The organism is Clostridium sp. TF11-13AC (assembly GCF_003481065.1).
GTDB lineage: Bacteria > Bacillota > Clostridia > Lachnospirales > Lachnospiraceae > Otoolea > Otoolea fessa.
This window is the reverse complement of the sequence record NZ_QUKJ01000003.1, coordinates 224,719-246,104: the sequence shown is the minus strand read 5'-3', so window position 1 is coordinate 246,104 and position 21,386 is coordinate 224,719. Positions and strand designations below refer to the sequence as shown.

Sequence of the window (21,386 nt, the reverse complement as noted above, 5' to 3'; positions counted from 1 at the left end):
GATAGGGGTCAGATGCGTATTGCAGAAAAGAAGAAAAGTCAGATCGCAGCACTGTATGAGCAGTGTTCCGGCCTTCCGGCAGATGTCAGAAGTTGTCTGGAGAATGGCTACTTTACCGTAACGGTACCTCCGCCATGGAATATGAGCAATCAAAAGGTTGCGCAGGAGGTGCAGGACAAAATCAAGGAATGGTCAAGGCAGTATACTGGCGTGGTCTGCTACTGTTTTGACAGCTTCAGCACACTTTTATATGTGCTGTGAGCAACACACAATGGCATGGAAAGGATCATAACGGCCTGCTCCATGCCTTTTTTGCGAAAGGAGATTTTACAATGGGTGTTTTTTCAGAAATAGCAATGGAGCAGCAAAACGGTATGTTCGATTCGTCTGCAGCCTTTGAGGATGATGAAGCCTTTGAGCTGGAGGAGATGGAATCTTTGCCTGTGCCGCCTGTAGGTACAGACACTGTCCCAGTATCGGCGGCTTCGGTTTGTGCCGGTGAGACTGCTTTGGCTGATGCAGAGGAGGAACCTACGGATGAAGTAGCGCCTGCTGGGGAAGAGAAGTCTGCTGAGGAGGGGAATTCGGCACAACCGCCCGCCGCAGAAGATGAAGAAAAAAAGCGTGCGGAGCATGAGGCGGCTGAAGCCCAGCGCAAAGCGGAATTTGACGCCAAACAGCAGGCGAAGAAAGCCGCAGAGCAGGAGCAGATCGCCCGTCTGGAAGCGATGAGTGATGAAGAAGTAATCGCGGCCTCTACCCAGCGGGTAAGTACTGATGTGGAAAAACTGACGCGGCGCAATATGAAGGAGTGTGTGTCCGAGCATATTCAGATGCTCTGTATGGAAGATACGGCGTTTGCCCGTCTGACAATGCATCCGAAAAAGAACATGATTCGCTGTTTCCAGTACATCAACCGGAAAGCCTGGGATTATGTACAGGATGAACTAAAAGCAAGCGGAACCCGCCCTGGTCCCGGACAGCAGGCGTATGGCTGCGATGTGCCGGATGATCTGTGCTATCAGTGGGCGGAAGATTATTTCCGTGACCCTGATGCCAAGGAAGACCATGAGGATGAGGAAAAGTTTGTTCCCAAGCCGTATGCTGGGAAGTCCTCTGCAAAGAACAAACCCAAGAAGGCGGCAGAGAAGAAAAAGACGGAACCCAAGTCGGCACCCAAGCAGGAGGAAAAAAAGCCTTCTCAGGATGGGCAGATGTCGCTGCTGGATTTTGGTATGGCAAAGGCAGGCTGAACCGGCAAAGGAGGAAAAATGCAGAATGATTGCTTATAAGGGCTTTCGCCCCGGGCTGATATGCCGTGGCTATCAGTTTGTGATGGGGCTCAATACGACTGAAAAAGCAAATTGCAGGGAAAATGGATTTCACTGCGCGGAGGACCCGCTTGACTGCCTTAGTTATTATTCCAGCCTGGAGCATTCGGAATATTATATCGTCAACGCCGGCGGCGACATCGATGAAGATGAGCATGACTCCAAAATCGCCTGTACGGAGCTGACTGTGATTAAGCGGCTAACCAAAGAGGAGTTGTTTTTACATGGTTTGGCATACATGGTAGATCATCCGCGCAGGGTGTGGAGCTCCCATGTGGCAGCCAACCGGGCAATGGCGAACTGCGGTTATGCGGTGGTACGGGGCAAAGACCCCGTTGCTACCGGAAGACTGGGAGACATCCTTGCTTTTGCGAAGGAAGCTCCGGATTCGGAAAGTATCGTACAGGTTGCAGTGGGCCGGATTGACGGCGTTACATTACTGCCTGATGTGTGGTATGGCGTAGATTTGACAAAGAGGATGGTGAATTGAGATGAAAAAAAGAGCCCTGATGGCACTTCCCAAGCTGACAGCGACGGATGAAATGAAGAAAATCGCGACTTCAGACCTGCCAAGAAAGGAAAAAACTGACTACGGATATGTTCGGGAAGTCTGTGAGTATTATACCTATCTGAGATGTATCAAACAGGATGGAATATTGAAGGTGGCTTTCTTTTTCCCAGAGCATCTTCGCTTGGATGGGAGTAATCCGGCCTATGAAGTGTATCTGGATAAAGAAAAGCGGCAGTTTATTACCTATAACAGCCTGATACAGAAATGGTGCGAATCCAAGTTGGACAGACTGGACTGGAAGCGGCAATACTGGTATACCAAAGCCTACTGGATCAGCGAGGAAGATGAGACATCTATACAGACATATCTGAACATTGATAAAAAAGCGGTAGAGGCCATCCTGCAGTTTCAGCGGGATGTGCGCGATGAACAGCTCGAACAGCGGCACCGGCGGGAAACTGATCCATGGGATAAAGATATGGAACAGGTGCCGGAACTTCCGAAGGACTGGAGTCGATGGGTGGATAAGGTTGCCATCCGGCAAAATTACATTTACTACCACTACAAAAAGGGCGGCGCCAAAACAGGTTATTGTACCTACTGCGAAAAGGAAGTACCGATCAAGGTACATCCACATCACAATCAAAAAGGCCGCTGTAGTTGTTGCCGCCATTCGGTGGTATTCAAAGCCTATGGACGAGCGGGGTATATGCAGACAGAAAAACATTTTGCCTACCTGATCCAGCGATGCAAAGTTGGCTTTGTAGTTCGTGAATTTCAGGCTGACCGGACATACAGAAAAGAAAGCCTTCCAAACTCCAGACTTTATTGCCAGGAAATCCGGCGCACGATTTATGACAAGGAAAGGAAGCCAAGAACCTACTATTGGGGGTTGTATAAGCAGCGCAATATGCGTTGGATTTCCGGATCCCCCTGTTCTTACAACTGGTCTGGTTCGCATAATGGACGGGTCTATGGCAAAACGCTGCCAACTCTGGAACAGAAGGAACTTCGATGCACAGGGCTGGTCAACTGGATTCGGAAGCAGAAAAGCGTTGATCCGGAAAAATATCTGGCTGTGCTCGAACGGATACCGCAAATGGAACAGATCAGCAAGGCGAGCCTGCCGAAGCTTACCAGAGAATGTTTCAGTTCCTGCGGAACGGTCAGTGAACTTATCAAAAACCGTAGTACAGGGAGCCTGATCAAAGCCTTGGGACTTGACAGCAGAAGGTTTCAGCGCCTTCGGCTCCATAATGGAGGCTGTGATCTGCTGCGGTGGCTGCAATATGAAAAGGGCACCGGCAGGGAAATCCCGGATAATGTCCTTTTGTGGATGTATCAGCAGGATATTAAGCCCAGGGATGTCCAGTTCATTGCCGACCGCATGAGCATGGTGCAGGTCTATAACTATGTGCGGCGTCAGATGCCATCTTTCCGGCGAAACAGCCATGAGGTACTGCGTACATGGGAGGATTATCTTTCCATGGCAAAGAAACTGCACATGGATGTTTATGATGAGATCGTATATCGCACCAGAAAGCTGCGGCGGCGCCATGATGATCTGGTGCTCAAATGCCAGGAGAAGGATATTGAACTGCAGGCCGAGGAGATGGAGGAGAAATTCCCCCATGTTAATGCCATCTGTCAGGAAATCAAAACGAAATATGAGTACGCCGATGCGGATTATATGGTAGTGGTGCCAAGCGGTATTCTGGATATTATTACCGAGGGGCGTGCGCTCCATCACTGTGTAGGAAGCAGCGACCGCTACTGGGATCGGATTGAGCGGCGAGAAAGCTTTGTGATGTTTCTGCGTAAAACGGATGATCCTTTCCATGCCTATTACACGCTGGAAGTGGAGCCGGATGGAACAGTGCGGCAGAAACGGACGGAATATGACCGGCAGAAGAAGGACATTGAGCAGGCAACAGAGTTCCTGCAGAAGTGGCAGCGGGTGGTTACCGCCAGGCTGACAGAAAGCGACAAGGCGCTGGCTGCAGAGAGCCGTGTCCTTCGTGAGAAGGAGTTTATCCAGTTGAAGAAGGATCGGGTCATCATCCATACCGGCCATTTGGCAGGAAAACTTTTGGTGGATGTGCTGATGGCAGATCTGATGGAGAACACGGATAGCATCCAGTCTCCGGCGCTGGCTGCTGCAGCGTGACAAATGAGAATGGCCGGGCATCCTTTGGGTGTCCGGCTATTGATGAACAAGGAAGGAGCAGAGCATGAAACAAATTGGAAATCTGGCAGTGGTTTGCGCCAGGCGACAGGATGTGCTGCTGCAGGTTGGCAGTGAAAAGGTATGTGTCCATGTGGGAGCCGGACCAGAGCGGAATACGCTTCACGCAGCGTGGGACGATGATGACGCCATTCAGCGTATTGTCCATGAATTGAATTTTGGCAGGTATGCAGCCGGCAGAAATGGGCTGCATACCGCACAGCAGGATTGCCCTGTGGGGCGGGGAAAGGAGAAAAGCGCATGATCAAAAACCTGAATCAGCTGCGCAGGACACTTCGGGAAGGGACGCAGTTGGAGATATTGGATCACTGCCGGCCGGAATGTATTGGACAGATACGGAACATTACGCTGGTAAACACGCAGGGCTTTTATAGTACCGTAGCGAATCAGCCAGATGCGTCTGCCAACAGAGGGAACGGCGGCCGCGGCCCAATCCTTTGGTGGGGCAGAGCCGCCCACTGGCAGTTTACAGACGGTGTTTGCAGTGTTTTCGACAGTGAACAGAAGCATACGGAAGAAGAACTGGTTATGTCCTTCCGGGTACTTGAAAAGGAGGCAGCATAATGGAACGGAATATTTTTGAAAAGCAGAGAGAATTGAATGACCGGCTCAACCGTTATCGGGATGAGTATTATAACCGCAATGCGCCCAGTGTGTCAGATGAGGTCTATGACAGACTCTTTGACGAGTTGAAAGAGCTGGAACAGGAAACGGGAATCCAAATGGCAAATTCGCCAACCCAGACAGTAGGCTATCCTGCGGTAAGCAGACTGGAGAAAACCAGACATGAGATCCCGCTGTTGTCTTTGGATAAGACTAAGAGCAGTATGGTTCTTCTGAATTTCATGGGTGAGCAGCAGGTGATGCTGATGCTCAAACTGGATGGCCTGACTGTAAAGCTGACCTATGAGAATGGAGAACTTCTGGAGGCGGCTACCCGTGGCGATGGTGACGAAGGGGAGATCATTACCCATAACACCCGAGCCATCAGCGGTATTCCTTCCCACATTACCTACAAAGAGAGACTGGTTGTGACGGGTGAGGGCTTTATCAGACCCAGTGATTTTGAGGAACTGAAGACCAGCCTGCAGGACAGCAGCGGTAAGCCCTATAAAAACGGCCGCAATCTGGCTGCTGGTTCCATCCGTCTGATGGATGCCAAGACATGCCAGGAGCGTCGGCTGGTTTTCATGCCGTTTGGTGTGCTGGAGGGCTTTCCGCACCTGACCCGGAAATCAGATAAGCTGCGGGAATTGCGTGCGCTGGGGTTCCAGCCCTGCAAGTATCTGGTCACAAAGCAGAAACTGACATTGGAAAATGTGGAAGCCGGTATTTATCAGCTGAGGCAATATGCCACTGACAAAGATATCCCCATTGACGGTATCGTGGTTTCGTTTAACGACATCGCCTATGCCCAGAGCTGCGGCCACACCGGACATCACTATAAGGACGGTCTGGCCTATAAATTTGAAGATGACCTGCATGAGAGCCTGCTGCAGTACATTGAATGGACACCGGGCAGAACTGGAGAGATTGCTCCGGTAGCTGTGTTTACACCGGTGGAAATCGATGGCTGCGAGGTCAGCCGGGCCAGTCTGCACAACTTGTCCTTTATTGAGGATCTGGAACTGATGGCTGGAAACCGGATTCTGGTAAGCAAGCGAAATATGATCATCCCTCATGTGGAGGAAAATTTGGACAGAGGCGGTTTCTCTATGGCGGATACGATTCCCCATGTTTGCCCCTGCTGCGGACAGCCTACCCGCATCCATGAATCAAGCGGAAAGGGCGAAAAGAGCGAGGATCGCATCATCAAGACGCTGTACTGCGATAATCCTGACTGTGAAACACGCCGGCTGAAGAAGTTCGTTCATTTTGTCAGCCAGAAGGCGATGGACATTGAAGGGCTGTCGGAGGCTACACTGGAAAAATTCATTGGTCAGGGATTTATCCATAGTTATCTGGACATTTACCGTCTGGACCGCTACCGGGCTGAAATCGTCCGCATGGATGGGTTTGGTGAAAAGTCCTGGCAGCGCCTTTGGGACGCTATCCAGCAGAGCCGGAATACCACCTTTGAACGGTATCTGATTTCTATGGACATCCCTATGATCGGCAACACTGCCAGCAAGGTATTGGGTCGTGTGTTCCACTATGATTTGGATGAGTTTCGGGATGCGGTCTATGGAGGCTATGATTTTCGGCAGCTTCCGGATTTCGGGGAGACATTGCATAACAATATCCACGACTGGTTCTGTGTAGAAGATAATTTCTGTATTTGGGAGGAGTTACAGACTATGATGAATATTCAAAAGCCTGCTGTGGCAGAACACAGCGAAGACAGGGTGCAGGATAATCCCTTTGTAGGAAAGACTATCGTAGTTACCGGCAAGGTGGAACCCTACACCCGGGACGGAATCAATGACCTGATCGAATCACTGGGCGCCCATGCCGGCAGCTCGGTGTCCAAGAAGACGGATTATCTGGTCTGCGGCGAAAATGCCGGCAGCAAGTTATCCAAGGCCAGGGATTTGGGCGTTACAGTGCTGTCGCCTGCGGAGTTTTTCAGTATGGCTGGTGCTGAGTAAGATAATATAGCATACCATCGGTGTGCTGTCAGTTAATCAATGGGGAGAGAGCCGAAACAGGGCTCTCTCCCCATATCTTTTATGGAAGATTTCAAGTAGGAGGGATTTTAATGCATATCGACAGGATACCGGTTTACCGGGTATATCAGAGGGCTATTGATTTGGAGCTTTACCATTCCTTTGCCGAATTGGTAGTACAGACTTCTCAGGACGATACGGCGAGAAGGACTTACCGACAAACAAGGGCGATGCAGATATGGCAGGTGGAAACGGATGTGTCCGGCTATTTTGAACCATACCATTTGCGTTACCCTGGCGAGGTGTTGGAGCGGTTTGAGGAAAAACTGGGCGATGATGTCCAGGTGTTCCGCGCTCTGGCCCTGGCGCTGGGAAATACCTGTGCGATCCAGTCTGACAATATGTTTGTGGGTAACCAGCGTGGAGCATTCCTCCAGAAATTGCGACGGTCTGCCGGAGAAGATGTGTACCTGCAGGGCGCTCTGCATCTTTTGGAAACAGATGCGGCACAGCGCCATGCCCTGTTGGAGAAACTGGCAGAAAGAGAGTATATGAGAACGGAAGAAGCCCTGTTTGTACTGTCGCTATTTGATGATACGGAACGCGGCTATGAGGCGATGCATACCCAGCTGAGCCGCCTGTTTACACAAAATCGAACACTTTCTCTGGTATATGATTTTGGTGTGCTGGAATGGTTCATCCGGTTCTATGCAGAGCAGGCAAAGAAATACCGCGGGAAAGCCGACCTGGTGCTGCGCACGCTGATGAAACTGCCGTATATGAATGTGAAGCCCGACAGCCGCGAATTTTCGGTTTTGACTAAAGCAGGGTATCGCTGCGATGAAATCATTTTGGCAAACTCTCTCGCTGTATGGGCGGACAGGCTGCCGGATCGGTTGAGTTCCAAGAGCATCACTGCCGAGAAAATCGCAGCGGCGTGTGGGCGGATGCTTCTGAATGCTCCAAAGGATCTTTCGGAAGAATTTTATGAGTATCTTGGCTGGCTGTTTCGGTTCTATGACAGCTTTACGGTCAAGTACGAAGGATTTCAGGGACTCTGGGAAGCGGTTCAATATGGTTTGAACCCCACAGCGCCGAAAACACTGTTATGGATGAATCAAACGATACAGAAAGATTTTCCGTACCGATTTGATGTGTTTGATCCTCAGTACGATGATCTCGCGAAGGAACTGGAGCGGGATAACTATATGGAGTTGTTTACCTTGCAAATGCTGCATTCCAGGCAGGCGATCCCTTTGAAACAGTGGCTTTCCAGATACCAAGAACTAACCGGAGCCGATTATGGAGAATATTTCAGAAGTTGCCATAAGAACAGTGGGCGGGCGTTTGCCTTTCTGGTGGAAAGGAAAGAAATCGATTTATGGGAGTTTTTTGAGCAGCACAGGGATGGTGGCGAATACGCGCCACAACTGAAACTGCTGCGGGAGTATGCCCTAAGAATTTCGAGCTGGAGATGTTTCCGGTTTGTAGAGAGGTTGCTGGCTGAGTATACTTTTCCCCATCTTCAAACGATTTTTGGTGAGCGGTTTTACTTTCACGAATGCTTTGTCAGAAGTGAGGGGTATTACAGCAGAAGAGAATATAAAACATACATCAGCCGGCCATTCCTAACTGCAGAGCAGCAGCGACAGCTTTATGACTGGGTGGAGCTTTCATTTTTCCAAACTGAGCCGGAAAAATATGAGGACTTCGTTTTAAGTGCCTTAAAAGCACCGGAGATCCAACGCCTTTATGATAAAAAAGCGCTGGCAGCGGTGTTGCGGCAGTTTTTTCTCCACAGCGAGTATAACGGCTATGAAATCAACCGGCTGAAGGAAACATTCTATTCCAAGGAAGAGTTGGAGGATGAGCGCAGAGTCGAAGCTGAGAGAAAGGAGCAGGAAAAACGACTGGAGCAGGAAAAACGAACCATACAGAAACGGGAAAAGCTGCAGCAGCTTTATAACGGCAGCGCCGAATCTCTGGTTAAATTCATTGGGGGATATTATCATCAGGACGAGAAGAACGAGGTGCTGAATATGGCGTTTGACAAGCTGGTAGAATGGCCTGTCGGTTGTGTACGGACGATGGAAGCCAAAGGCGCACATGCCTTTTTTGAACTGTGTGGTGAACTGGTAAAGTCTGAACCCCGGCCAAGGCATGAGATTTTGAATATGGTACTGACACTGATCGGAGGTGAAGCAGCATGAGAAATACATTAAAACATCTGACCCTATTGACCAGAATGAAAGATGACGGATTGCTCCCGGCGCTTACAGGCAGCTTTTCAGAGGATGCCATAGCGCAGGCATGTGGACAGGTGGAGACACTTCAATTACAGGAACGGCTGCACATCCGAAAGACAAAGCGGATACAGGAAGAACTGGTTCGGGTGCCGAACTTTGCAGCACTCTATGGTGCGTTGTGCAGGCAGGAGATTGGTGATGAAGAAATTGCTTCGGTCTTAGAGTCGGCAGACGGGTATGGAGAGAGACTGACAGCGTATCCCCAAGAGCAGGTGCTGGCAGTCATGGAATTGGAACTGTTGCCTTCCCTGCGGTTTGAATACCTGAAATACTATTTTCCCTTTGTGATGTATGAAGAAGAGGAGCAGGTCATATTGGATAACCTGCAGACTTTTCCCATTGCGGAGTGGAAGGGACTTTCCATGCTGACGGAGCACCAGCGGGATATGATGCGGCAGCCGTTTCTTGGTTCGTATCTGTTTTGCTGGCATCAAAATGAGCGGAAAGCTCTGGAACTGTTGGAACAGAATCGTCCGCTCCAGAGAGTCTGCATCTTGCTTTATCGGCAAGGTGTGCGGCTGTTTCTGTCAGTAGAGCGCCTGAAAGATCTCCGGTGGATGAAAATGACCGATGTGGGAAAATTCCGCCGGCTGTTGGCTGTATTTGAATATGATGCAGAGGATTTGTCTGCTTTTTTTGACCTCTGGCTGGACAACCATGCCGGACAATACGACCTCAACTGGTTTATCTCCCAGCCACATCCTTTAAGCAAGGAACGAAGGAAAGAAATTTTATGCAACCAACTGAGTTATTTGAATGCTCTGTATGCCGGCAGGCTCCATTTGGATTTTAATGCAATCCGACAATTCCAGTTTTCAATTCTCATTTATGCAGTGGAGCATAGAAAAAAGCATTTTCTGGATTTGGTGGATCAGAACAGTGAAGTGTTCCTGTCCTTGGGGAGATACTCACTTTTGTTTGAGCCAGGCTTTTGTGAGCATTGCAACATCAATTCTCTGACGCTGAAGAATTTGAAAGCCAGCGATTCTGTGAACCGCAATGACAGCTTTTTTACGCTTCTGGAAGAAGGGCAGCAGTACACCTTCGAGGAAATGTATCAGCTCTGGCATCAGAAAGAGGTTTACGTTCGGCTATACACCATGCTGACACCTCTTCCTGTGGATCAGCGTTTGCTGACACTTCGGCAGCTGATAAAGCGGGAGCTGGTCAGCCAGTATACAGGAGATACAGAGCTGGAGCAGCTTGGAAAATGTCTGTTGGAAAGGCCATTTAGCGAATGGTACCGGAGTTCATTTGGACATATCCGTGGACTGACCCGGAGGACTGCCATGGAACTGTTACAACACTATACGAAGCTGCAGACATTCATACCGGCTTTCACTGCGGAGCCGGATGCGGTATTTGCCCTCAACAATATGACGGCTCTTTTGGAAAGGACGGATTGGAAGCAGGTACGCAAAGATATTCTGACAACAGATGCAGACTGGCTGGAACTAAAAGACAAGCTGGTCTTCTCGGATGATTTTGTGGAGCAGAACAGGGAGACTGTCACGGAGTTTTTACTGCGGGGTGGCGCGGCTATGGTACGCGCTCTCTATGGGGAACTGGACGGGCAGGAGTTGGCTGTTGAAGCGCTGCGACGGATCGTACAGGCTGAATTGATGGGCCAGTTCTATAAACTCAAATATTTTGCCGGTGACCTGCAGCGTGAGATCCGCTACCCTGTCAGCGAGATGCAGGAGAGCCTCTGGAAGAAAAATCTTTCTTTGGCCCGAGGTGCATTTCTGGCAGAAGAGGTGGATGATTTTTACCACACTCTGCGGCTTGGGGAGCTTCCTCATGGTACCTGCCTGTCTTACCGTACTGGAAGCCAGAGAGAGTGCCTGTTAGCCGCCTTTGACTCTAACAAGAAGATTATTCTTGTGAAAAAGGATGAAACAGTGGTGGCTCGCGCCTGCCTCCGTCTGACAAAAGGTGCATTTCAAAAACCACCTGCCATCGATTTTTCTTTTGCTGATTTGTCGCAGGAGAACACGGCTACCGGAAAGTCTGCCGCAGGTGAGAAGGCTGTGTTATTCCTGGAGAGTGTTTATACTTCCAGACTCAATGATATTGAAAAAGAGGAAGTAATGAAACTGGCAGTTTCCCTGACAACACAGAAAGCGGCAGAGTTGGGTGTTGTGGCGGTACTTGCAAGAAAGTATCTTGGTTGCTATGAACGGGATGAGTATGTGCTTGCACCGTTCTATGTGTACATCTCAAAATCCAAAAACGGATGGCAGTATCTGGACTCTCTGGGCGGAGCGGCATATACCTCAGCAAAAGAGGAGTATGTAGAGCATCCATTCCTGGTCACACAGACTGCCATGCATCATACAGGGGCAAATAACAGAAACGAGGTGGATTATGAATAATAGGACAATGGCAACGGTTTATGTGGATCGGGATAGTATTTCCCTCAAGACCCGCTCCAGAAATGGCTGTTCGCCGCAGCAATTTATTATTTTGAAAAAGGAACTGCAGCGGCTGGAGGAGAAGAAGTATTTGATCGCCAAAGATATTCATTCCTATGCAGAACTGCGGCTGTGTGATGCCGTAGACGGTGTCAAAGTGCTGGAGTTTTCCTTCACATGGCTGAAGGATGCTGGCAGAGACAGCGTTTCCGGCTATACCGAACGGATCAGGCTGCCCTATGAGCCGTTTCGCGCATATGCGGCAGGTGAGGAAGAAACCGTTGATGGAACACGGTGGCGGCTGCTGTCCATTCCGGAACAGAACCGGCCAAAGCTAGAGTTTCACAGCCGGAAAAATCTCAAGGCCGTAGTGGAAAATCCTATCCTTCGGCACAAACTGGGGAAGTTTCTGGACCAGCACTTTAACTGGTACAACTATGAGCGCATCGTCCTGACGGATGATTACCTGCCTTACAGCTTCTTTTTTGAGGGCTACATGGTACAGGGCGCAAAGACTTGCGGTGGAGTAATCCTGCATGGCGAAGAGAACATCCAAACGGCGAAATACGGGATACATACATAAAAATCTATAGGAAGATTTTATACATAGTCAACACCGCCGCAATCGTATAGTTTGCGGCGGTGTTCTTGTTGTCCAACATGACATTGAAATTCATATTTTTATTCTTGTGCTGAAAAGTAGGCTATCCTATAATTAAAAAGAAAAATATCGGATTGGGACATTTCTGCAACATTTGATGTTTAGAATATCAGTATGATCGGAAAATTGGGAAAGGAAGTGAAGGCTTTGAAGAAGATTTTAATTGTAGAGGACGATCAGCTTTTGAATCGGACCCTGGCATATAATCTGACCTCTGACGGATATGAGGTCATTTCGGTTTTTAATTTTGACAGCGCGGTAAGAAAGCTGCGGGAAAATGAGTTTGATGTGGCGCTATTGGACATTAACCTGCCCGATGGCAGCGGACTGGATCTGTGTGAAGAAATCCGGAATCGCGGTCAGCATACCTATATCATCTTTATCACCGCCAACGACAAGGAGAGCGATATGCTCAAGGGATATGAAGTCGGCGGCGCGGATTATGTGACCAAGCCCTTTTCTGTGACAGTGCTTTGTAAAAAAGTAGCGGCGGTTTTTGCGAATCTGGAACTGCGGACACCTCGGCATGATCTGTTTGACGATGGCTTTCTGAAAATCGACTTCTCTGAACAAAGTGCGTCCCTTGCCGGAGAATCCCTGGACTTTACACCGAAGGAATACCGCACCCTGTTCCTGTTCGTAAAGAATCCCCGGATTATTCTGACCAAGCGGCAGATTTTAGAGAAGCTGTGGGATATTGATGGAGACTTTGTGGATGAGCATACTCTAACGACGATCATCAGCCGTATCCGCAAAAAAATCGAAACAGAGGAGAGGAAATATATTAAGACAGCTTATGGAATGGGCTATCAGTGGATCGGCGGTGAGCCTCGATGAAGCTGCAAAATTTATCCGTCAGGGCATTTTTGAGAAAAATTGTGGCGGGGACTCTGCTCACTGCCGCTTTGCTGCTGTTGATTTTTTTCCTGTTGACGAAAGATGTGCGTGTTGTCATCTGCGGCATTATTTTGATAGCTGCATTTTACATTTGGGGCATGGTTTTTCTGCACTATTTTCAAAAGAAACTTTCTCTGTTCACCGATGGTTTGTGCCAGACATTGGATCACATGATGGACAGTACAGACCGGCCCCAGGTAGACTATGAAGCGGAAACACTGCTGTCTCGGATTAGCCATCGTCTGGAACGGCTCTATAATGTGATGCAGAAAACCAGACATACGGCAGAGGGAGAAAAGGAAGAACTGCAATCCCTGGTATCAGATATTTCCCACCAGACCAAAACCCCCATCGCAAATTTGAAGCTGATCAACGATACCATGCTGACACGGCCATTGACAGAAGAAAAGCGCAAGGAGTTTTTGCAGGCCACAGGCACGCAGCTGGATAAATTGGATTTTCTCATTCAGGGAATGGTGAAAACCTCCCGTTTGGAAACGGGTGTCATTACGCTGGAGAAACAGGATGCTGTGATCGGGGATACGCTGGTGAGCGCCATCAATGGTGTTTTGGCTCCGATGGAACAAAAAGAGATCAGTCTGTCGGTGGACTGCCCATCTGATTTGACAATATCCCATGACAGCCGCTGGACTTCCGAAGCATTGTTTAACATTCTGGATAATGCGGTAAAGTACACCTCTGCTGGTGGCAGCATTCAGGTGAGGGTACGGGATTGGGAGATGTATTTGAGGATAGATGTGACGGATACAGGCAGAGGCATCCCGGAGCATTCTCAGGGCACGATCTTCAAACGCTTCTATCGGGATGAAGCGGTGCATGATATAGATGGGGTCGGAATCGGCTTATACCTTGCCCGTGAGATCATTACCATGCAGGGGGGCTATATTACCGTCGAGTCTAAAGTTGGGGAAGGATCAACTTTTTCCGTGTTCCTGCCCATAAAATAATTCTGAGGCAGTCTGTTTTGGCAGGCTGCCTTTTTTGAAAAATTTTTAGAGGACAATGGATTTTAGGACAATTCTGCAACATTTGGGATTTATGCTGACAGCAACATCATGAATTTGGAGGTGGCCTTATGGAAATCACAAAGACATTACTCATCAATGCAGCTTGCTTGCTGATCCCGCCGGTTGTTGTTGTGCTGCTGCTCCGGCACTTCTTTCCAAGAAAAATCAGTCTTTAGAAGTAACAGAGAAGTTCCTGGACTCCATTCAGGGGGATTACCGTTTTGATGTGACGGTATCATCTGCACTTTCTGAAATGCCGGAGATTGGGCGTAATATAGCCTTTTATACATTGCCCATTCTGGTGCCGATGGATCAATACTATGAGATTATCCAGAATTTCGGAGAAGATCGTGCAGTTTACAATTACAGGACTTACATGAATCTTCTCGTGGAAGATGGGCTGGATGCCGAAGTACAGGCGCAGGCAGAGCAGATCTGTGGTACTTATCTGGGGACGAGTGATTTCTATACCTCCAGCAAGACACAGCGCGCTTTGGACAGAGAGCGGCTGACCGATGCGACCATGCTGATCGTTTACAGTTTGACTGCACTATTTGGTATCATTGGAATCTCATCAGCAGCAGTGGCGATTCTGAACAGCCTGTATCAGAGAAGAAAGGAATTTGCCATGCTGCGTTCTGTGGGGCTGGATAGAAAAGGTCTTGACCGTTTGCTCCATATAGAAGGGATCTTCCTTGGAGGAAAGCCTTTGGTCATTGGATTACCAATCCTGTTTTTGAACGCCACAGTTCTGATGTGGATGCAGGATGTGACTTTTATGGAGTTCATTCAGGTATTCCCGTTATTAGGGCTGGCAGCCTATATTGTCCTGGTGCTAATGGTCATCAGTGGGATTTACAGGGCGGCTTCCAGAAGAATCCGCAGGGATATTATTGTAGAAGTCTTAAAGGATGAAAATGTGTGAGTCTTACTGCAAAATGAATTGTCCTAAAATTGAAGCAATTCATTATGGATTTTCATACCCTTTAGGACAATTCTGCAACATTTGCCCTTTACCCTATACGCAACAAATTAAAGCACACTTATAACAGGAGAAAACACCATGAAAAAAATCAATTTTTGCAAAGCAACAACAATCATTTTAATAATCAATGTTATTTTATCTATTGTTTTATTTTTCGTTGTTCCTGATAATATAGCAATTCAATGGGCAGGTACATCCCCCAGAAATGCAGTAGATTCTTACTATATATTTTTAGTACCGGTATTGTCAGTGCTTTTTGCTTTTGCTGGAAAACCTATTTTTACAAGGTTCCTGTTTAGATTGTGGAATAGAACTAACGAGTATTTAGTGGCATACCTAAATTTGTGTCTGCAAGTTGTATTTCTTACTTGTGAAATCTATATCGGGTTATATAACTTATGTAATTTTAATGTTGCCATTAGTATAATTCTCATTGTGGAATTTATGATAAATGCGGTGATTGGATTGAAATTATTTCACAATCAATCTATCTAAAAAATCGTGTAGTATGTTTCGGTGGACAGTTATTTCTGGATGCCCGCTGTAAATTTTTTTGAAATGTCCGAGAGTTGTAACATTTCTCGGACATTTGGGTTTTATAATGATCTTATCAACAAAAGCAAGCGTATACATGAAGCAATGCAATAAAAAAGTTGCTTGTTCAATAAGAATATGAATTGTCCTAAAATTGAAGCAATTCATTATGGATTTTCATACCCTTTAGGACAATTCTGCAACATTTGCCCTTTACCCTATACTCAACAAATTAAGAAAGGCAGGTAACTGTTATGAAAATTTTGCAGACAACTGATCTTAAAAAATACTACGGCACAGAGCCGAACATTACCCGCGCCCTGGATGGCGTGAACTTTTCTGTGGAGGAGGGCGAATTTGTGGCGGTGGTCGGCACTTCCGGCTCCGGTAAGTCCACCCTGCTTCACATGATGGGCGGTCTGGACACACCCACCTCCGGCAGCGTGATGGTGCGGGATAAGGAGCTGGCGAAGATGAACGACGAGCAGCTTACCATATTCCGTCGCCGCAATATCGGCTTTATTTTCCAGAACTACAATCTGGTGCCAATCCTAAATGTGTATGAAAACATCGTCCTGCCGGTGGAGCTGGATGGGGATACGGTGGATCAGAAATTCATGGCGGATGTGGTGTCCATGCTGGGACTGGAGGATAAGCTGAAGAATATGCCAAACAACCTCTCCGGCGGCCAGCAGCAGCGTGTAGCCATCGCCCGCGCTCTGGTGTCAAAGCCCGCTATCGTCCTTGCCGACGAACCCACCGGAAACCTGGACAGCAGGACCAGCGCCGATGTGCTGGGGCTTTTGCAGAGAACAAGCCGTGAATTTAACCAGACGCTGGTGATGATTACACATAATGATGCCATTGCCCAGCTTGCAGACCGTATTGTACGGATCGAGGATGGCAAAATCGTTGGATAAAGGAGGTGGCAGACATGACATTGCCTTTTGAAAATGACACAGGGCCGGTTATTAAAAGACTGGCGGCAAGGAGTATTCAGACAGACAAGCGGCGCAACCTGTTTGTGATTGTAACAATCGCTTTGGCGGCTGCTTTGATGGCGGCGATTTTCTGCGCAGGAGCGGGAAATGACAGAAAACTGGAGGCGGATCTCCGGGGACAGTATCAGGCGGTTGTGGTGAATTGTGACCGTGATACGATTGAAAAACTGAAAGACTGCCCGGAAGTGGAACGCTGGGGCCTTTCCCAGAATTACGGTTCCGCCCGCTATGGTGACAGCGTTCTGACTGTGGAGTATGCGGATGCCAACTGGATGGAATTGGGGAAGAAACCTTCCTTTACCGGGACGCTTCCGCAGGCTGCCAATGAAATTCTGGTAGAACGGGCATTTCTTGATTATTTTGAAATCCCCGCAGAAGTCGGGCAGACCATAGAAGTGAATCTTGGAAACGGAAAGCAGACCTATACCGTCAGCGGTATCATGGATGTGGAGAATAACTCCCGTATGTTCCAGCTTTATGTATCTGAAGCATTTGTGGAGGAGATGGCACAGGGAGAGCCGCTGTTTGAATTTCGGCTTCGTTATACCGGTGCTGATGGTATGGAGCTGGAGCAGCTCAAGGCGGGTATTGCAGCATTCCTTTCCGCCAACGATGTGGAGGAGGATCAGATTTTTTACAGCTCCAACTATTTCGATATGCAAGGGTTTAAGACCGGTGTGATGAAATATTACATTCCGGTGGCAATCCTTTTGCTGGTTGCCTGTGCCGTGGTCATTTACAGTATCTTTTTCATTTCCGTAAAGGGCAAAATGCGGGAATATGGACGCCTGAAAGTGATCGGCACAACACCAAAACAGATCCGGCGGATCGTGCGGCGGGAGGGATTGCTGTTATCTCTTTGCGGTATCCCGCTGGGGCTTTTGGTTGGAGGGGCTATCGGGTTTGCCATTTTCCCGGCACATTGGAGCTGGGTGGGCAATCTGCCCTATCTGGCTGCGACCGCAGCAGCCTGCGCCCTGACGGTATTTCTGTCCATTCATGCGCCTGTCCGCATGGCGGCGAGGGTATCCCCTATCGAAGCGGTCCGCTCCAGTGGTTATGAAACGGCAACAGACCGGAAGGATCAGAAAAACCACCGCATTACGCCGTTCTCCATGGCACAGATGAACTTTAGGCGGAGCAGGAAAAAGACGGTCATCACTCTGGTATCTCTGGGATTGACAGGGGTGTTTCTGGTAACAGCCGCTACGGTACTCAACTCCATCAGCCCCGAAAAGATGGCGATAGAAGCCATGGGAGATCACTGTAACTATGAGGTCAGCTGGATGGATTCGGGAGGAGCGGAAGGATTGCCTGCCATCGCGCGGGAAAATCCACTGACAGAAGAACTTCGTCAGGAGCTTCTTGCCATAGATGGTGTGGAATCTATCACCAGCCATGAAGTGACATCCGCAACGGTGAAATTCCCCCAGGAAAGTGTTGCATTAAAGTTCCCTGTATTTGACAGAGAGCAGATGGAACAATGGCTGCCGGAGGAAAATCTGGAACAGGGCAGCGCAGATTATGAGGAGCTTGCTGCAAACAACGGTGTGGTCGTGACCGATTCGGAAGACCATCTTTTGAGTATGTTTTATGGCTATACGCCTGCTGTCGGGGATGTGCTGACCTTTGAATCCATGGACGGTAAGAGCATAGAAGTAACGGTCATGGGGATTGCGAAGCCGTCAGTGACATCAGGCACCGGCGCATGGGGTCTGTTTACCCTTACAGAAGAACTGGCCGATCAGCTCTACCCGGACATTGAGAACAGAGAGGCTGTTTGGAATGTCCACACATCAGAGGACTCGGATGCGCTCAGGGCGTCTATTTTCAGTCTGCTGGAAAATCCGGTGCTGACGGTCTTTTCCAGAGCAGACCATGCGGCATCCCTGGAATCGCAGCTAAAGATGATGACCCGCGGTGTTTATCTGCTGCTGGCATTCCTGTTTGTGTTCTCCATGGTAAATCTGGTCAACACCCTGATGACCAATCTGCTGGCAAGGCAGCAGGAGCTTGGAATTTTGCAGTCTGTGGGAATGACCGGAAAGCAGGTTTCCCGTATGCTGATCGCAGAATGCCTGTGGTACGCAGGGGTTACGGTATTTTTGTCAGTTGGCATTGGCGGAATCCTGGGCTGGATTTTTGACTATGTGATCAGCAACTTTAATATTTTTGGGGAACTGTCCTATCAATTCCCTTTGATGGAAACGGTTGTTTTTGTTCTGGCACTTTTGGTCGTGACCGGAATCTTCTCTGTGGTTGCTGTCCGTTACTCTAAACGGCTTTCCCTTGTAGAGCGGATTAAGACCATGGACTAACCAGAGGCGGCGGCTTCCGATGTGAAGCCGCCGCTTTGCTGACAGCAGAAATATAAGACTTAAAGGAGATGATCAAAATGACAGTACCATTTGAGAATGATACAGGAAATATTGTCAGGAAACTGGCAAGAAAAAGTTTGAAAAGTGAGAAGCGCCGGAATCTTATGGTGGTGATCGCCGTTGCGCTGGCATCCTGCCTGATCTGTTTTTCGATTGTGATGGCTTTGTCTACCCGGCAGATAGAGAAAAATCATGTGGAGGATACCTATGAGGCAGTCTATACCAGGATTACTGAAGAAGATGTGTCTACCCTGAAGGGGCTGGATGACTTCTCAAGGGTAGGAGAGTATTATATGCTGGCTGTGGAACCTGCGGAGCAGGGATATAACGCCTCCTACATTTATTGTGATGAGGAAACCATGTATATTGCCCGTGACCAGATGAAGCTTTTGGAAGGCCGCCTGCCCCAAAAGGAGGATGAAGTGGTAGTAAGCCGTTATTTCCTTTCCGAATATGGTGCAGACGCCGGGATTGGCGAAAAGGTTATGCTGAACAGTGAGAGCTTTCACGGAGAATATACGGTGACTGGTATTCTGGAAGGCTATAAGGAAAAAGAGGTAAATGGATCGTCCATTCTTCTTTCCAAAGAAGCCTTGAAAGGATGGAGCGGCTATAACCCCGCTGATTATCGCGCCTATGTGCATTTTAAGAATGAGCAGCAAATGGATGAAACAGAGCTGACTGCCCGCAGCCGGGAGATTGCCAAGGAATATCAGTTGGAAATGCCGATCATGAACCTCAGTTATATGAAGTTCTATAAGCAGCCTGTGAATGTCAGTATGCTGGCGCTGGTTGCCGGAATCGCAGTTCTGGTCATCATTGGAGGATATGTGGTGATTCAAAGTATCTTCCGGATCTCGATCAATGACAAAATCCAAAGCTATGGACAACTGCGGACTATCGGCACAACGCCAAAGCAGATCCGCCGTATTGTCAAAAAGGAAGGCCGCTTTTTAGGATGGGCCGGCATTGGAATCGGTATTTTGCTGGGATGTGCAGCCGGGTTTGCCCTGTTTTCCCGTGGGTTTAATTTGCCGTTTTATGCTGCTGCGATTGTTTTGACTGCACTGCTTGGCTGGTTTATGGTATCCATTGCGATCCGCAGGCCGGTAAAGATTGCCGCAGGTATCTCTCCGATTGAAGCAGTCCGCTTTACCGGCAGTCAGAGCGGAAAGTCCCACACACATAAGAAGAATATGCGGTTAAATCCCCTCTCCATGGGAATTGCAAATTTCAGGCGTGACCGTAAAAAGACGATCAGCATCGTGGCTTCCCTGAGTCTGGGCGGAGTGATCCTTTTGGTGACAGCCTCTATTATTTTGGTTCGTTCGCCGGAGCGGATCGCAAGACAGTATTTCCCGGATGGGGATTATAAAATCTATATCCATTCTGAAAAAACAGAATATGAGGTGATGTCGAAAGGAAATCCTTTGAATGAAGCGCTTCAGCAGGAGGTTCTGGCTGTGGACGGCGTGACAGATGTGATAGAGAATCGTCAGGCGGTTCATGTGCGGTTTGAGAATGAGGAAAGTTCTTCCGGCGGAATGTGCGATCTGTTGAGTGACCGAAACAGGGATCAAATGGAAGCGGCTCTTGTGTCTGGAACTTTACCTCAAGATTCCCATAGTATTGCACTGGATATGGAATATGCAGAAGATATGATCGGTGTAGATGCGGGAACGGTTATCAAACTTTCCATAGGGGATCAAGAGATTCCTGTCACGGTTTCCGGCTTGTTCATAAACAATGAGCTTAAGAATGGTCATGGTCCTCTGGCATTGGACAACACCTGTATGGTTGCAACCAAAGAGCTATTTGAGGAAACAATGCCTATGATCGATTGTTTTGATTATTCCTGGAGCATTGTCAGCGATCCCCAAAAGGCGGAGCAGATTGAAAGCAGTCTGAGTGCGATCATTTCTTCCGATCCGGATCTTGACTTGGATACCATTGGGATACATAAGGATTATGAGGAAATGGAAAACCGGGTCGTTTTTGGAGGGCTTCAGGCGCTGTCGTGGCTGGTGTTCCTCTTTGGCGTGGTCAACCTCATCAACACCACCCTCTCCAATCAGATGTCCAGAAAGAGGGAAAACAGCGTCTTTCGCGCCATCGGTCTGACCAGAAAGCAACTCTGCCAAATGACTATCTATGAAGGAATTTGCTATGCGTTTTCTGCTGCATTGGCAACCCTGGCAGTCGGCCTCCCGATTGCAGTGATATTTGCCCGAAAATTCAGCGAAATGACTTTCCATGTAGCAATGCCATATTCCTTCCCCTTCCTGCAAATGGGGCTGTTCGTTCTGGTGCTGTTTGGCCTGGAGGTGATTCTGTCCTTCTGGACAATGCGCAGGCAGAAAAATCAATCGCTTGTGGAAGAAATGCGAGCGATGGAATAAGCATATAGGATTGGCGGGGCGGCGTGTGCTGCCCCGCTTTTTAAGTTTGCTGTTATATTTTGGATTGTTATTGACTTCTATTACGGTTAG

17 protein-coding genes are annotated in these 21,386 nt (G+C 48.5%); all 17 read left to right on the top strand.

Annotation, left to right across the window (positions count from 1 at the left end):
• Window positions 1-12 precede the first annotated feature (12 nt).
• Window positions 13-261 carry a hypothetical protein gene (locus tag DXD12_RS08535; RefSeq protein ID WP_003501922.1) on the top strand — a complete coding sequence of 83 codons (249 nt, stop codon included), beginning with the start codon at window positions 13-15 and terminating at the stop codon, window positions 259-261.
• A 71-nt stretch (window positions 262-332) separates the two neighbouring features.
• The gene (locus DXD12_RS08530; protein ID WP_118555887.1) at window positions 333-1,253 is read left to right on the top strand and encodes a Cas9 inhibitor AcrIIA9 family protein; all 921 of its coding nucleotides are present in this window, start codon (window positions 333-335) and stop codon (window positions 1,251-1,253) included.
• A 25-nt stretch (window positions 1,254-1,278) separates the two neighbouring features.
• A complete protein-coding gene (locus tag DXD12_RS08525; RefSeq protein ID WP_003501924.1) occupies window positions 1,279-1,821 on the top strand; it encodes a hypothetical protein in 543 nt (180 codons plus the stop codon).
• Between the two features lies 1 nt (window position 1,822).
• The gene (locus DXD12_RS08520) at window positions 1,823-4,009 is read left to right on the top strand and encodes a PcfJ domain-containing protein (protein ID WP_118638078.1); all 2,187 of its coding nucleotides are present in this window, start codon (window positions 1,823-1,825) and stop codon (window positions 4,007-4,009) included.
• A 64-nt stretch (window positions 4,010-4,073) separates the two neighbouring features.
• Window positions 4,074-4,331, top strand: a complete 258-nt coding sequence (locus DXD12_RS08515) for a hypothetical protein (protein WP_118501954.1) — start codon at window positions 4,074-4,076, stop codon at window positions 4,329-4,331.
• Window positions 4,328-4,651, top strand: coding sequence for a hypothetical protein (locus DXD12_RS08510; protein WP_118501955.1), 324 nt, complete (start codon window positions 4,328-4,330; stop codon window positions 4,649-4,651). The genes DXD12_RS08515 and DXD12_RS08510 overlap by 4 nt, the downstream gene beginning before the upstream one ends.
• Window positions 4,651-6,675 (top strand): NAD-dependent DNA ligase LigA, encoded by a 2,025-nt coding sequence (ligA, locus tag DXD12_RS08505; RefSeq protein WP_118501956.1) that lies wholly within the window; start codon window positions 4,651-4,653, stop codon window positions 6,673-6,675. The genes DXD12_RS08510 and ligA overlap by 1 nt, the downstream gene beginning before the upstream one ends.
• A gap of 110 nt (window positions 6,676-6,785) precedes the next feature.
• Window positions 6,786-8,903 carry a hypothetical protein gene (locus DXD12_RS08500; RefSeq protein ID WP_118501957.1) on the top strand — a complete coding sequence of 706 codons (2,118 nt, stop codon included), beginning with the start codon at window positions 6,786-6,788 and terminating at the stop codon, window positions 8,901-8,903.
• Window positions 8,900-11,374, top strand: coding sequence for a hypothetical protein (locus tag DXD12_RS08495; RefSeq protein ID WP_118638076.1), 2,475 nt, complete (start codon window positions 8,900-8,902; stop codon window positions 11,372-11,374). The genes DXD12_RS08500 and DXD12_RS08495 overlap by 4 nt, the downstream gene beginning before the upstream one ends.
• Window positions 11,367-11,996 (top strand): hypothetical protein, encoded by a 630-nt coding sequence (locus DXD12_RS08490; protein ID WP_118501961.1) that lies wholly within the window; start codon window positions 11,367-11,369, stop codon window positions 11,994-11,996. Before DXD12_RS08495 ends, DXD12_RS08490 begins: the two co-directional genes overlap by 8 nt.
• A gap of 225 nt (window positions 11,997-12,221) precedes the next feature.
• Window positions 12,222-12,911: a response regulator transcription factor gene (locus DXD12_RS08485; protein ID WP_109625275.1), complete on the top strand. Its 690-nt coding sequence runs from the start codon at window positions 12,222-12,224 to the stop codon at window positions 12,909-12,911.
• A complete protein-coding gene (locus tag DXD12_RS08480) occupies window positions 12,908-13,939 on the top strand; it encodes a HAMP domain-containing sensor histidine kinase (protein WP_118501965.1) in 1,032 nt (343 codons plus the stop codon). Before DXD12_RS08485 ends, DXD12_RS08480 begins: the two co-directional genes overlap by 4 nt.
• A 286-nt stretch (window positions 13,940-14,225) precedes the next feature.
• Window positions 14,226-14,924, top strand: coding sequence for an FtsX-like permease family protein (locus DXD12_RS08475; RefSeq protein WP_243028728.1), 699 nt, complete (start codon window positions 14,226-14,228; stop codon window positions 14,922-14,924).
• A gap of 138 nt (window positions 14,925-15,062) precedes the next feature.
• Entirely contained in the window at window positions 15,063-15,479 is a 417-nt protein-coding gene (locus DXD12_RS08470; protein ID WP_118501967.1) for a hypothetical protein, read from the top strand.
• A 293-nt stretch (window positions 15,480-15,772) separates the two neighbouring features.
• A complete protein-coding gene (locus DXD12_RS08465) occupies window positions 15,773-16,438 on the top strand; it encodes an ABC transporter ATP-binding protein (protein WP_118024200.1) in 666 nt (221 codons plus the stop codon).
• A gap of 14 nt (window positions 16,439-16,452) precedes the next feature.
• Window positions 16,453-18,837: an ABC transporter permease gene (locus tag DXD12_RS08460; RefSeq protein ID WP_118501969.1), complete on the top strand. Its 2,385-nt coding sequence runs from the start codon at window positions 16,453-16,455 to the stop codon at window positions 18,835-18,837.
• 77 nt (window positions 18,838-18,914) lie between these two features.
• Window positions 18,915-21,296, top strand: a complete 2,382-nt coding sequence (locus DXD12_RS08455; RefSeq protein ID WP_118501971.1) for an FtsX-like permease family protein — start codon at window positions 18,915-18,917, stop codon at window positions 21,294-21,296.
• Window positions 21,297-21,386 lie beyond the last annotated feature (90 nt).

What these genes read in the sequence shown, in the direction of transcription:
- DXD12_RS08535 (WP_003501922.1), top strand. Translation starts at nt 13, where the DNA reads ATGCGTATTGCAGAAAAGAAGAAAAGTCAGATCGCAGCACTGTATGAG.
- DXD12_RS08530 (WP_118555887.1), top strand. Translation starts at nt 333, where the DNA reads ATGGGTGTTTTTTCAGAAATAGCAATGGAGCAGCAAAACGGTATGTTC.
- DXD12_RS08525 (WP_003501924.1), top strand. Translation starts at nt 1,279, where the DNA reads ATGATTGCTTATAAGGGCTTTCGCCCCGGGCTGATATGCCGTGGCTAT.
- DXD12_RS08520 (WP_118638078.1), top strand. Translation starts at nt 1,823, where the DNA reads ATGAAAAAAAGAGCCCTGATGGCACTTCCCAAGCTGACAGCGACGGAT.
- DXD12_RS08515 (WP_118501954.1), top strand. Translation starts at nt 4,074, where the DNA reads ATGAAACAAATTGGAAATCTGGCAGTGGTTTGCGCCAGGCGACAGGAT.
- DXD12_RS08510 (WP_118501955.1), top strand. Translation starts at nt 4,328, where the DNA reads ATGATCAAAAACCTGAATCAGCTGCGCAGGACACTTCGGGAAGGGACG.
- ligA (WP_118501956.1), top strand. Translation starts at nt 4,651, where the DNA reads ATGGAACGGAATATTTTTGAAAAGCAGAGAGAATTGAATGACCGGCTC.
- DXD12_RS08500 (WP_118501957.1), top strand. Translation starts at nt 6,786, where the DNA reads ATGCATATCGACAGGATACCGGTTTACCGGGTATATCAGAGGGCTATT.
- DXD12_RS08495 (WP_118638076.1), top strand. Translation starts at nt 8,900, where the DNA reads ATGAGAAATACATTAAAACATCTGACCCTATTGACCAGAATGAAAGAT.
- DXD12_RS08490 (WP_118501961.1), top strand. Translation starts at nt 11,367, where the DNA reads ATGAATAATAGGACAATGGCAACGGTTTATGTGGATCGGGATAGTATT.
- DXD12_RS08480 (WP_118501965.1), top strand. Translation starts at nt 12,908, where the DNA reads ATGAAGCTGCAAAATTTATCCGTCAGGGCATTTTTGAGAAAAATTGTG.
- DXD12_RS08470 (WP_118501967.1), top strand. Translation starts at nt 15,063, where the DNA reads ATGAAAAAAATCAATTTTTGCAAAGCAACAACAATCATTTTAATAATC.
- DXD12_RS08465 (WP_118024200.1), top strand. Translation starts at nt 15,773, where the DNA reads ATGAAAATTTTGCAGACAACTGATCTTAAAAAATACTACGGCACAGAG.
- DXD12_RS08460 (WP_118501969.1), top strand. Translation starts at nt 16,453, where the DNA reads ATGACATTGCCTTTTGAAAATGACACAGGGCCGGTTATTAAAAGACTG.
- DXD12_RS08455 (WP_118501971.1), top strand. Translation starts at nt 18,915, where the DNA reads ATGACAGTACCATTTGAGAATGATACAGGAAATATTGTCAGGAAACTG.